Consider the following 11,949-nt stretch of genomic DNA (forward strand, 5'->3'; position numbering starts at 1 on the left):
ACTGGGAGGATGGGTATGAAATACACTTTTGATATTGTAGGAGTATCTCCACTTTTACAGTTTTTTAATCACGAACAACACATTTGGCAACAATCATCCCGCCAAGGCGTAGAATATTTGGGAATGCATACTTGTACGCTCGATACATTTCTCAAATCTGTAGAATCAGTTCCGCCACAGCGAGGTTGGAATATGGATCGTGTTGTAGATACAGTTATTAAGTTTTGGTTGAATAACTCAGACAGTATTCGTTATTGGAAAATATCTTTAAGTAATGCTGGTAAAGATAATTTATTAGTCACAAGGTTGGCGGATATAACTGCTTTACAAGCTGAATTTGAATCGCTACTAGATAAATAGGTATAAGACTAGTATTTGATTGCGTGAAAAAAGTTAGTACACGTTGACCTATCTGTTTTACTATTGCCTATTGCCTGTCTATCGCTCTTCACGCACCACATAAGTGATTTCTCCAAATCAAATCGGATTGCTATATAGCAGTTATTAATTATTCTGAAACAACAAGAACCCCGACTGTTTATAAGTCGGGGTTCTTAACTTTGGCATTTATTCGATAATTTCACTATTGATACAGATTTTATTTACGTGTATCGATTTGAATTACCCATTAATACTCGTTTTTCCTTTTAGCTTGGTATTGTTTTATTTTGGAAACTGTTGTAAATTCAGGTTTGGAACGTCATAAATACTTGGAATTTAAAATTTAGTTTGTCTCAAATATTGCTCTCAGTGTTGACAATTCATAAATAATCGAATAACAAGGTGGCAGCAGCTTAAAAAAAAAAGCGTTAGTGCATTCCTACCTAGAAACTAATTAACGCCCTTCATGAAACTTCATACGGAAAAGATAATTATGCCAGAAAATACTGAATACAAAGTTTCCAAGTCAGGCAATCAGGGTATTGCCTACAAAGAGCGCCTAAATTCTTGGGCCATAGCTCGTTTGCTTCCTGATGCCCAACGGGAAATTGTTGCTCGTTTCCGTAGTCGTTCTGACGCAGATGGTTATATACAGCACCTACGCCAGGAGATTCCAAACGCTTCTTTCATGGTTGTTTTTGATTGTCAACGCGAAGAAGTTGTGATTTAAATTAGCTATTGTTTTTTAACTTTTGGATGGAGAAAAACTCCATCCGATAAAATTCTTTTTTGCCTTTCTCCGTATGTTCTCTAGTTTGAAAATAGAGAGTGGGGATATGGATCGAGAGATTTTCCATAGCCTTACCACGCAGATCGCCGCGTTTTTTTATGTAGGTCAAAGGGTTTAAGACCCCTCTGTTACAAAGTTCTGATCTAAGGAAGCCTTAGCTCAACGCCACTTGCTTTCCGACGCAAGGCGACAGGGACGCAGTGGCTCGACTTTGCGCTACGTCTATACTTAGTCCCAGTTTCAGTCGGGGTTGAAATCCTCCGGAGTTGCTCCTCTTGGGGAGACCCCAAGACCGCACTCCTCTTTGTCTGAAAATCTCTTTAATGCGTGAATTTTGAATTTTGAATTGTTAACTCCCCGTGTTTTCTTGCCGTTCTTTGAGCTTCAGCATAATTTCTGCGTGCATTTCGCGGGTAATCGGGTAAAAATACGTTAAAACTAAACCCAATATTAAAGCGATCGCTGGGATGGGTCCAATAAAATTGCGAATTACATCTAAGACAGTATTTGGTTGAATTGGTATCAGGGTATCTGGTGTGGGTTTAATATATCCAGCTGCACCTAATTTTTCTAAAACTAGATAAACTGCAAATCCTAAACAGATTTTCTGGAGAAACACCATAAAACTGTAAAAAATGCCCTCTCGCCGCTGTCCAGTTTTGAGTTCATCCAATTCAATTACATCAGGTAGCATTGACCAGGGAACAAGATAAGCGGTGGAGACACCGAAACCTGCCATCATTGCAAAAATGTACATAAGGATGATTTGACCAGGTTGCAAGAAAAAAAGTCCAACTTGGGCAATAATCCAGATACTCATCCCCATGTAGTACACAGCTTGTTTGCCAAAACGCTTACTGATGGCACTCCAAACAAACAGCATAGACATAGCGGTTCCTTGTACCGTCAACAGCACCAGGCTAACGTGCCATTGTGGTAGCCGCATCCAACTAGTTACAAAGTAAGGAATAATACCAGCTGACAATTGAAAACTCAACCAAGAACAAAGGTAGATGCCTACTACAAACAAGAAAGGGCGATTAGTAAAAACAATTTTGAGTTGTTGCCATAAGGGAATAGAGACTTGTTGCTCAGTTTGTGGGTGTAACTTTGCTACGGCTTGAGCGCGTTTTTTTGTTCCCCAAACACACCAATATAAAGGCAAAACAGACACAGCTGCACAGATGCCCCCCAAAACTACATATTGTAGTTGTCTGTTGTTGGGAATTAATATTGAGATAACTAAAAAAAGAAGTATGGCGAAAATGCTACCGCCAATAGAAAAGAAAAAGCGGAAGCTCGTTAGACTAGTGCGTTCGTCGTAGTCTTGAGTTAGTTCTGCGGTGAGCGCCGTATATGGTAAATTGACGATTGTATAGAAAGCATTAAATAAAATAGAAACAGCAGTGTAATACCAAAACAATCCCCACTGATTCACGCTTTCTTGAGTGCTGAATTGCGGAACAATCCACTGCAAAAAGAAGAAAATTCCAAAGGGAATTGATCCCCAAATCATCCAAGGATACCGCCTTCCTTGACTACTTTGAGTGCGATCGCTCAATACCCCAACCATCGGATCGTTGACTGCATCCCAGACTTTACCTACCAGCTGGGTTCGTCCGGCTAAGTTGGGATCTAAACCAGCGACATCTGTGAGGAAAGGTGACAGATAAGTAATCCCAATCATCGCCGCGATCGCTGTTCCCAAATCTCCAGCACCGAAAGCAATTTTAGTACTCAGGTTTAGTTTTTCATTTTTAGGTATTTCTTGGGCATCACCATCAGCGGCAGAATCGTTCATAAAACTTTGCACTCATACTAAAATAAGGAATTTGTTTTCAATACTAGCTATCAATCTTATCCATCACTTCCCTAAGACCTATGCCAGATCTTTATGTTTCTTGGTCAGATTATCACCAAAAAATTGAACAACTGGCCATTCACATTTATCAATCCGGTTGGCAATTTAACCAAATTATTTGTCTTGCCAGAGGAGGACTACGGGTTGGAGATATTCTTTCGCGCATATACGATCAACCCCTGGCAATCTTAGCAACCTCATCTTACAGTGGCCCTGGCAAGCAAGAAAGAAGTAATTTAATTTTCTCGCGCCACTTGACGATGACCAATGAAAAGTTAGGTTCCCACATTCTTTTAGTTGATGACTTAGTAGACTCTGGAATTACACTCCAGCAAACTATTCCTTGGCTGAAACAAAATACAGATTTCGCCATTAAAGAAATTCGCACAGCCGTACTGTGGTATAAAGGCTGTTCAGTTATAGCACCTGATTACTACGTTGATTACCTACCCGATAACCCCTGGATTCACCAACCCTTTGAACACTACGAGAATATGAACATCGGAGAACTTGCGGCTAAGGTCAGTCAAGCCTGTTGGTAAATACTTAGGATATAAAAATTAACACATAATTTTTATTACATTTGGCAAAAGTAACTCAAGTGTGTTATGAATGTCCAGATGCATATTAACCAGTTTCTAGCTGTTTTCCACTTTTGCCAAACTACATATTGCAACCCGTCAACAGTGAGTATTCTCAAAATCAAAACAACCACAGCCAAATCGGTAGAGTAACGAGCAATAATATAGACCCGGCAGCTAAGGCAGTTACAGTTAAATCGCGATCGAGATTGAATGTCTCAGCAATTACTAGTGTGCCAAAAGCTGGAGGCATGGCTATTTGCAGCACGATCGCTTTTGCTGTGGAACCCGTTAATCCAAATAGGGGTAAGATACTGCCCAAGATTAAGGGAACTAGTAGCATTTTGATTCCTACACTCATGCTTGCTTGCGGTAAGCTGCGCCAAGATTTAATCAGTGCTAGTCGCATTCCAATTAGCACCAAAGATAAAGTTAGGATACTCCAAGCCAATTTATCTAGCCACAACTCTACCGATGTGGGAATTATTACCTGTCGAAATAGCAAGCCAAATCCAAAACTCCACAGACTAGGATTAATTAAGACAGCTCTAAAAGTTTGCCAATGATTCTGGGCATTACTGCCAAAATGTGCTGCTAGTAATACGCCTAACCCATAAGTTGCTGGGAACGAACCCAACAAATCGTAAAATAACGCCCAAGCAAAGTATTCCTTACCTACCATTGCTAAGCTGATGGGAAAACCCAGCAAGCCTGTGTTACCCATCATTGCCGATAGAAGTAAGCTACCTTGAGTTGGTGCTTGGGGAACAGAATTTCTAAAATAGGTTTGCGCTTTAATGCCTACCCAAGCTAAAAAAGCACCGAGTAGAATGGCTAGGTAAGCGATCGCAGGTGCAATCCAAATCTGCGCCGACAAGCTGGATTGACGCAAAAAAGATACTATGCTTATGGGTACTCCCACCCAATACAGAAACTGTCCTAAATGGGTAGGAACTGTTACAGGTAGTTTGCGTCCCAAAATAAAACCTACCAGTATCAATCCTCCCAGCTTGACGTATAGTTCTAAAAGGTTTGTCAAAATTGCACCTAAGAACCACCAATGTAAAATGCTACCTGCTACGTATACCTTTTGTCCAGTGCAAAATCTGTTATGGCTATCCCACAAAACAGGAGTTTTCCCTTGAAGAAAGCTGGGTTTTCTAAAAAACTGCAAAATTCATCACACGACCCTGATGATATTCCAGTGGCTATACGCGATACTCCTGTTGCAACACCTAAGGTGTGGTTGCAGCCCCGAATTTTGCTGATTGGGGGAGTAGCAGGATTTTTCCTGCTGGCTTTAATTAGCGGTTTTTTGTTTTTCCTCACTACGCCGAGAAAAACTGCCAATTCTGAACCTTCACCAGCTAGTTCTGCTCCTCCAACTCCCACAGTATCTAATAATTCCAACAATACACTATTGGGGCATCTGGCATATTCACAAGCCCCTGAATCAGAACTAGTAACCATTTCCGGAAATAGGGGCATGAGAATGCGAAAATCTGCTGCCCAAAAATTTCAGGAGATGGTAGCAACAGCGCGGAGCGCAAATGTAATTTTGGTGCCAATTTCTGCGTTTCGCTCGGTTAAAGACCAAGAGCAATTGTTTTTTGGTCTTAGTGCCCAGCGAAATCAAACACCAGCAGTACGAGCTGCCCTCAGCGCTCCTCCCGGTCATAGCGAACATCACACAGGTTATGCTGTAGATATTGGAGACGGTGCAGCACCAGCAACTAATCTCGAAACTAACTTTGAAAAGACCAAAGCTTATCAGTGGCTACAAACAAATGCGGCGCGTTTTGGCTTTGAAATGTCCTTTGCCAAAAATAATGTTCAAGGTGTGAGTTATGAACCTTGGCACTGGCGTTTCGTAGGCGATCGCGATAGTTTAGAAACATTCTACAAAGCCCGAAATTTGAAACCCGCTCAGGTGGCTAAATAAAAGTTTATCTACGCTCAAAGCCGAATGAGCGTTTTTTTATCCTCCATTTTCCGATTTACTTTTATTCTGGACTTTAGACTAGAACCCTCTTGTGCCCCATCCTCATACCATTTCTTTGTGAGGCTGCGCCAAATTTTTTAACTTCTTATTTGTTTCTTTCTTTGCGCCCTACCCTGCGGGAAGCCGCTCCGCGTCTATGCGTCCTTTGCGGTTCGTTTCTCATATATGGCGCATTTTCACACAGAATTGGTATTAGTTTCATCGGCTCTTTACCGGATTTTCACTTTCTGGTTTTTGATATTTACCTGGATACTTTCGATAAAAATATTCTTCCATGATTTGTAAAATCATTGGCGCGGCAACGCTACCACCACCACCACCGGAATGTTCAGCAAATGCGACAATCACGATTTCTGGCCGCTCTGCGGGAGCATAAGCACCAAACCAAGCGTGATTTTGTTTAACATGATTCTTCCATGCTTCGGCGGTACCACTCTTACCAGCTACTGGAGGAACTGTTGGTTTGTTCAAAGCTTTACCCGTGCCTTCAGCTACTACTTTCCGCAGTCCTTGACGCAGGACACTTAAGGTTGTGGGCTTCATATTTAAAGACTCTCGCCAGCTTTTTGCTTCTTCATTATCTTTAAGCAAATGCGGCTGGACTCGGTAACCACCGTTAGCAGGCACGGAAAACATAATGGCGACTTGCAAAGGTGTTGTTTGTAAAGCACCTTGACCAATTGACATATTGATGCTGTCACCTACAGTCCAAGGCATCTTCCATGCTTTCTGTTTCCATGCTTCATCTGGCACTAAACCTGGTGTTTCTTCGTTTGCAAATTCAAAGCCAGTTTTTTTACCAAATCCATATTTGTGAGTCCATTCAATTAAAGTCGGGCCGCCAACTCCGCGACCAATTTGATAAAAGAATGTATCACTACTCCACTGTAATGCTCCGACAAAACCCAATGGGCCGAATCCTGCATGGTTCCATTCACCAAAACGCGTACCACCAATGTTTAAGGAACCGTAGGTTTGTAGGACTGTGCTAGGAGAAAATTTTCCCGATTCTAGACCAGCAGTGGTGGTAACTATTTTGAACGTACTAGCAGGTGGAAAGGCGCTGAGGGCACGATTTACCAAGGGATGTTCTAGACCTTGAACACTTTCCCAATCTTTTTGGGTGAGTTTTTGCTTCGAGAAAATATTGGGGTCAAAGGTAGGGTGAGATACCATTGCTAAAACCGCACCATTCCTGGGATCTAGCGCCACGATCGCTCCATTGCGATCGCCTAAAGCTTTTTCTGCCATCTTTTGCATCTCTAAATCTATGGTCAAGTGCAAATCATTACCAGCTTTGGCTTGTTTCTCACCTAAAACACGCAGCGGCCGACCAGCACCATCGACTTCTACCTGTTGACCTCCCCATTCACCCCGAAGCATTTTCTCATAGGCCTTTTCAACTCCCATTTGACCGATGACATCACCCAATCTATAGCCTTGCTGCTTCTTTTCTTTTAACTGTTCGGGGGTTAGTTCACGTGTATAGCCTAATACATGCGCTATTTGTTTGCCGTGGGGGTAGTAGCGAACCGCTTCCGTAGAAATTTCTACGTCTTTGAGTTCGCTTTCATACTCTTTTAATGCCGTAATTTGTGCTTCGTTCAAGTCACGAGCAATCCGAATCAGTGAAGAAGAGTTAGCACCAGCCTCTTCTAGTTTCTTTTCCATCTCTTCTTGGGGAACTTCAAGAACTTGAGATAGCCGCCGAGCCACAACTGGCCACGAGGGTTTAGTATGTGCCATCGGCCACAAATATACAGAGCGAGGATAGCGAGTACTAGCTAAAAGTTTGCCGTTGCGGTCAAAAATATTACCTCGTTCCGGTTGTTTGGGAATCATACGAATCCGATTTGCTTCTGCTCGTTTGCGATGATTCCCTCCTTCAACAATTTGCAAATATGCTAAACGAGCGCTGATTCCCGTCACCATCAACAGAGTAAATACGATGAAAAATATCGGCTGGACACCGCGTCCGACTGTACGTGTATTTTTTTTGCCACCAAATGGAGATGGTTTTAATAAGGTCATAAGACAAAGAGTATTTGAAGATTAAGATTATCTGTAAATATTTAGGATAGCCAGTACTGCGTGCTAAAGAATTAGGCGGGTATATTTATGAACATATTGTTTTTGGCGGATACAATAAACCAAAGTGTCAAGGTAAAGACGCGATTAATCGCGTCTTTACTAGTCTGCCCAATAGAGTAGATAAATTGACCAAATCAGGTAAAATCACGGCATTCTACTAAGGATTATGGCTCAAACTGTGATGCAGAATCAGAGGGGGATCGCAGCTTTTCACCCACTTGACGTTGAACTGCGTAATGTGTTCAAGTTTTTTAATCAAGAACCAGCAGTACACGGAATAGACTTGGAAGTTAAACAGGGGGAATTTTTTAGTATTTTAGGCCCCTCCGGTTGTGGAAAAACAACAACACTGCGCTTAATTGCTGGCTTTGAAATGGCTGACACTGGTAAGGTGTTGATTCAGGGCCAATCTATGACTAATGTGCCCCCTTACCGCCGACCAGTCAATACTGTATTTCAAAGTTACGCTTTATTTAACCATTTGAATGTGTGGGATAACATCGCTTTCGGACTGCGGTTAAAAAAATTACGTAAAGCAGTAATTGAAAGTAGAGTCCAAGAAGCTTTAAAACTAGTAAAAATGGAAAGTTTGCGATCGCGCTTTCCCAATCAACTTTCTGGAGGTCAACAGCAACGCGTTGCTTTGGCTAGAGCTTTAGTCAACCGTCCCGCCGTCGTCTTATTAGATGAACCTTTAGGCGCGTTAGATTTAAAACTGCGTAAGGAAATGCAACTGGAGTTATCAAATTTACACAAAGACTTGGGTTTGACATTTGTGATGGTGACACACGACCAAGAAGAAGCACTTTCCTTGAGCGATCGCATTGCTGTGATGAATCAAGGCAAAATAGAGCAAATTGGTACTCCCAGTCAAATTTACGAACGTCCCCAAACATCTTTTGTTGCTGATTTTATTGGCGATACTAATTTATTTAGTGGTGAAATCCTAGCGGTCAACTCTTCTGATGTGCAAATTTTGACAAAAACAGGACTCTCAATTATCATCGCCCGTGCTGAAGATACACCAACTCAATTATCACAACCAGTGGCTGTAAGTGTACGCCCAGAAAAAATACAGCTTTCACTTTATCCACCCAATTTACCAACAAACTGTTTTGAAGGTCGGCTAGTTAATGTTATGTATTTGGGCACACACGTTAATTACATTGTGGAATTAACAAATGGTGTCAAAATTAATGTATTACAACCTAATACTTTTGGTAATTTACCAGATCGTGATACACCAATTTATGCTTGGTGGGCAGAAACCGATTGTTTAGCAATATTAAGTAATTAGTTGTTCTTTGTTCCTAAGAGGACGACAAAAAAAGCTAAGATACAGATTCTGATAAATTTCATAACCTTTAAATTTCTTTGATAATATTTTTGGTAATTCCGATTTAATTTGATTAATTCGGTCACTAATTCTATGCAAGCTTGCTTCGTACTGAATTCTTCTCGATAAAAAACTAACAAACACATCTTTCCAAAAATCTGAAAACTATACCAGGTAAGAAATATAAATGATCCGACCGCGCAAGGTCTTTGCTCAGCATTGGCTTAAAAGTGAAAAAGCACTCGACGCAATTATTAAAGCAGCACAGTGTACAGAGAGCGATGGCATCCTGGAAATCGGCCCAGGCACAGGTATTCTCACTCGTCGTTTACTACCTTTAGTACAATCTTTACTTGCAGTTGAAATAGACCGCGACTTATGCGAACTATTGGCAAAGCAACTAGGTAAGAGAGAAAATTTTCTACTCCTGCAAGGAGATTTTCTTACCCTAGATCTACCATCCCAATTAGTAGCATTTCCTAATTTCCAAAAGCAAAATAAAGTAGTAGCCAATATCCCCTACAATATTACAGGTCCAATTATCGAGAAACTACTCGGTACGATCGCTAACCCCAACCCCGAACCATTTGAATCGATAGTCCTGCTGGTACAAAAAGAAGTAGCAGAAAGATTGTACGCTCAACCAGGGTCAAAAGCCTTTGGGGCGTTGAGCTTGCGGGTACAATATTTAGCTGAGTGTGAGTTAATTTGCACAGTCCCAGCCGCTGCATTCCATCCACCGCCAAAAGTCGATTCAGCAGTTGTACGATTGCGTCCCAGAAAAATAGAGATACCAGCAGTTGACCCAAAGCGGTTCGAGAATTTGGTCAAGTTGGGATTTGCTGCTAAGCGCAAAATGTTACGAAATAATTTGCAATCAGCTGTAGAACGCGATCGCCTAACCCAATTACTGGAACAATTAAAAATAAATCCCCAAGCTAGAGCCGAAGACCTCAGCGTTCAGCAATGGGTAACTCTGGCAAATGAATTGGGAATTAAAAGTGAGGAGTGAGAAGTTAATAGGAAACTACCAAATCGTCACCTAGATTTAAAACTCAAACAAAATTCACGCACTCCCAACTCTTGTACAGACGCGATTAATCGCATCTCTACTCCTAACTCTTGTACAGACGCGATTAATCGCGTCTCTACTCCTAACTCCTAACTCCTAACTTTCAAAATGCATTCCTATAGCTTAATTGCCCCTGCTAAAATCAATTTGTATTTGGAAATCATTGGCGATCGCCCTGATGGCTATCACGAGTTAGCAATGATACTCCAAAGTATTGCCCTTGCAGACCGGATTGATGTCGTATCTACAAGCAATAACATCATTCGTGTCCACTGCAACCACCCACAAGTACCGACAGATAAGAGTAATTTAGCATACAAAGCAGCAGAACTCATGACGAGGCAATTTCCTGAAGCCTTTGCTAAATATGGGGGTGTAGAGATTAGCATCAATAAGCAAATTCCCGTAGCTGCTGGGTTAGCTGGGGGTTCGACAAATGCCGCAGCTGTGTTAGAGGGGATAGATTTACTGTGGAAATTGGGACTAACTCAGACAGAATTAGAGGAACTGGGAGCTACACTCGGTTCAGATGTGCCATTTTGTGTGTCAGGTGGAACAGCGATCGCCACAGGTAGAGGAGAGCAACTTTCTCCATTACCAAGTTTGGATAACATATATATACTATTGGCAAAATATCGCAGCTTAGAAGTTTCCACCGCTTGGGCTTACAAAACCTATCGCCAGGAATTTGCTAATTCTTATATGAGGGATACTAACGATTTAGTAGCACGCGCTAGTGCAGTCCACTCAGGAGAAATAGTAAAAGCGATCTTTGAGCGAGACGCAGGAAAGATTGCCCAAAAATTGCACAATGATTTAGAGCGTGTAGTATTACCAGCCTATCCCCAAGTATTGCAACTCCGAGAACTCTTAGCAAATCAACAAGGCGTTTTAGGAACAATGATGTCTGGTTCTGGACCGACAGTATTTGCCCTTTTTGAGTCTGAACAGCAAGCAGAACAAGTTAAGCTGCATGTCAGAGAAGCAATTTCGGATGAAGATTTAGAATTGTTCGTGACTCGGACAATTACACATGGTATTCAGGTAGTATCTTCAGTTTAAAAAATGGTGAGTAGAAAATGGGGGAGATACAGAAATGAGGAGATTGGGAAGTGTCGGTAGTGTGGGGAAAGAAGGGGGAAAGATTTTTTTCCATCTTCCCACACCTCCCACATCCCCAATGTCCAATACCCTATACCCTCTACCCAATACCCAATCCAAAATCGTTCGAGTGAGCGTAGCCAAAATCTAAAATCTAAAATTGTATGACTGACCAAAATCTAACCCCAAAAACAGATGCTCAAGTAGAGATGACAGGGAGTCCGTTACGCTCCATAATTGGGTCTGTAATTTCTGGAGGAATGGCATTTGCACTGTATTCTCTAATGATTGCGATCGCCACAAGTTTTGCTAGCAAACCTGTCCATTCAATTAATCCATTGGTAATAAAAATTACCTCTGCTGTTCGCACCTTGGTTGTTGGTGTAGTTGCTTTAGGAAGTGGCATATTTGGTATAGTAGCAATTGGCTTGTTAGCTTTGACAGTGCAATTATTAGTCCAGCAATTGAAGAAACCAAAAAGTAGCGAAAACTAATAATTTGCTTTTTGTCAATAACCTAAAGAGGCAACTTTTTCCAAGGAACCACGATTTTTGATTAATTGTAGCTTCATACTTTTAGAAGACTCAAGAAGTTGTTGTTGTTTTCTCCAAGTTTTTGGAGAAAGACCGTGGTGTTGACGAAACTGGCGAGAAAAATGACATGTATTTTGATAGCCTACTTTAATACTGGAGTTTAGACTAAGCTATGCAAAATGACCCAGCAGGGCTGAGTTA

General features: G+C 41.5%; 11 protein-coding genes. 8 read left to right on the forward strand and 3 right to left on the reverse strand.

The genetic code is table 11. From position 1 onward, the window contains the following. Positions 1–15 precede the first annotated feature (15 nt). Both ACM0OY_RS30750 and ACM0OY_RS30755 read left to right on the forward strand, forming a co-directional pair. Positions 16–360, forward strand: coding sequence for a hypothetical protein (locus ACM0OY_RS30750; protein WP_414572561.1), 345 nt, complete (start codon positions 16–18; stop codon positions 358–360). Between the two features lie 514 nt (positions 361–874). Beyond that, on the forward strand, positions 875–1,111 hold the full coding sequence (locus ACM0OY_RS30755) for a hypothetical protein (protein WP_414572562.1): 237 nt from the start codon (positions 875–877) through the stop codon (positions 1,109–1,111). 409 nt (positions 1,112–1,520) lie between these two features. Here ACM0OY_RS30755 and ACM0OY_RS30760 read toward each other — a convergent pair whose 3' ends face one another. After that, positions 1,521–2,972 (reverse strand): MFS transporter, encoded by a 1,452-nt coding sequence (locus ACM0OY_RS30760; RefSeq protein WP_414572563.1) that lies wholly within the window; start codon positions 2,970–2,972, stop codon positions 1,521–1,523. 80 nt (positions 2,973–3,052) lie between these two features. On the opposite strand from ACM0OY_RS30760, the gene ACM0OY_RS30765 reads away from it, so the two are divergent. After that, positions 3,053–3,574 carry a phosphoribosyltransferase gene (locus ACM0OY_RS30765; protein ID WP_414572564.1) on the forward strand — a complete coding sequence of 174 codons (522 nt, stop codon included), beginning with the start codon at positions 3,053–3,055 and terminating at the stop codon, positions 3,572–3,574. A 160-nt stretch (positions 3,575–3,734) separates the two neighbouring features. Here the strand turns inward: ACM0OY_RS30765 and ACM0OY_RS30770 are convergent, their stop codons facing one another. Further along, positions 3,735–4,652 (reverse strand): AEC family transporter, encoded by a 918-nt coding sequence (locus tag ACM0OY_RS30770; RefSeq protein WP_414572565.1) that lies wholly within the window; start codon positions 4,650–4,652, stop codon positions 3,735–3,737. A gap of 102 nt (positions 4,653–4,754) precedes the next feature. On the opposite strand from ACM0OY_RS30770, the gene ACM0OY_RS30775 reads away from it, so the two are divergent. Further along, on the forward strand, positions 4,755–5,555 hold the full coding sequence (locus tag ACM0OY_RS30775; protein ID WP_414572571.1) for a D-alanyl-D-alanine carboxypeptidase family protein: 801 nt from the start codon (positions 4,755–4,757) through the stop codon (positions 5,553–5,555). 258 nt (positions 5,556–5,813) lie between these two features. Here ACM0OY_RS30775 and mrdA read toward each other — a convergent pair whose 3' ends face one another. Further along, positions 5,814–7,646 carry a penicillin-binding protein 2 gene (gene mrdA, locus ACM0OY_RS30780; RefSeq protein ID WP_414572566.1) on the reverse strand — a complete coding sequence of 611 codons (1,833 nt, stop codon included), beginning with the start codon at positions 7,644–7,646 and terminating at the stop codon, positions 5,814–5,816. Positions 7,647–7,872: 226 nt separating this feature from the next. On the opposite strand from mrdA, the gene ACM0OY_RS30785 reads away from it, so the two are divergent. From ACM0OY_RS30785 to ACM0OY_RS30800, 4 genes are all read left to right on the forward strand, one after another. Next, on the forward strand, positions 7,873–9,003 hold the full coding sequence (locus ACM0OY_RS30785) for an ABC transporter ATP-binding protein (RefSeq protein WP_414572567.1): 1,131 nt from the start codon (positions 7,873–7,875) through the stop codon (positions 9,001–9,003). A 226-nt stretch (positions 9,004–9,229) separates the two neighbouring features. Beyond that, on the forward strand, positions 9,230–10,054 hold the full coding sequence (rsmA, locus tag ACM0OY_RS30790) for a 16S rRNA (adenine(1518)-N(6)/adenine(1519)-N(6))-dimethyltransferase RsmA (protein WP_414572568.1): 825 nt from the start codon (positions 9,230–9,232) through the stop codon (positions 10,052–10,054). Between the two features lie 168 nt (positions 10,055–10,222). Beyond that, the gene (gene ispE / locus ACM0OY_RS30795) at positions 10,223–11,176 is read left to right on the forward strand and encodes a 4-(cytidine 5'-diphospho)-2-C-methyl-D-erythritol kinase (protein ID WP_414572569.1); all 954 of its coding nucleotides are present in this window, start codon (positions 10,223–10,225) and stop codon (positions 11,174–11,176) included. Between the two features lie 203 nt (positions 11,177–11,379). Then, entirely contained in the window at positions 11,380–11,709 is a 330-nt protein-coding gene (locus ACM0OY_RS30800; protein WP_414572570.1) for a DUF3082 domain-containing protein, read from the forward strand. The last annotated feature ends 240 nt before the right edge of the window (positions 11,710–11,949 follow it).

Source organism: Nostoc sp. CCY 9925 (genome assembly GCF_963920935.1).
In the GTDB taxonomy this organism is placed as follows: Bacteria; Cyanobacteriota; Cyanobacteriia; order Cyanobacteriales; family Nostocaceae; genus Nostoc.

What these genes read in the sequence shown, in the direction of transcription:
- ACM0OY_RS30750 (WP_414572561.1), top strand. Translation starts at nt 16, where the DNA reads ATGAAATACACTTTTGATATTGTAGGAGTATCTCCACTTTTACAGTTT.
- ACM0OY_RS30755 (WP_414572562.1), top strand. Translation starts at nt 875, where the DNA reads ATGCCAGAAAATACTGAATACAAAGTTTCCAAGTCAGGCAATCAGGGT.
- ACM0OY_RS30760 (WP_414572563.1), bottom strand. Translation starts at nt 2,972, where the DNA reads ATGAACGATTCTGCCGCTGATGGTGATGCCCAAGAAATACCTAAAAAT.
- ACM0OY_RS30765 (WP_414572564.1), top strand. Translation starts at nt 3,053, where the DNA reads ATGCCAGATCTTTATGTTTCTTGGTCAGATTATCACCAAAAAATTGAA.
- mrdA (WP_414572566.1), bottom strand. Translation starts at nt 7,646, where the DNA reads ATGACCTTATTAAAACCATCTCCATTTGGTGGCAAAAAAAATACACGT.
- ACM0OY_RS30785 (WP_414572567.1), top strand. Translation starts at nt 7,873, where the DNA reads ATGGCTCAAACTGTGATGCAGAATCAGAGGGGGATCGCAGCTTTTCAC.
- rsmA (WP_414572568.1), top strand. Translation starts at nt 9,230, where the DNA reads ATGATCCGACCGCGCAAGGTCTTTGCTCAGCATTGGCTTAAAAGTGAA.
- ispE (WP_414572569.1), top strand. Translation starts at nt 10,223, where the DNA reads ATGCATTCCTATAGCTTAATTGCCCCTGCTAAAATCAATTTGTATTTG.
- ACM0OY_RS30800 (WP_414572570.1), top strand. Translation starts at nt 11,380, where the DNA reads ATGACTGACCAAAATCTAACCCCAAAAACAGATGCTCAAGTAGAGATG.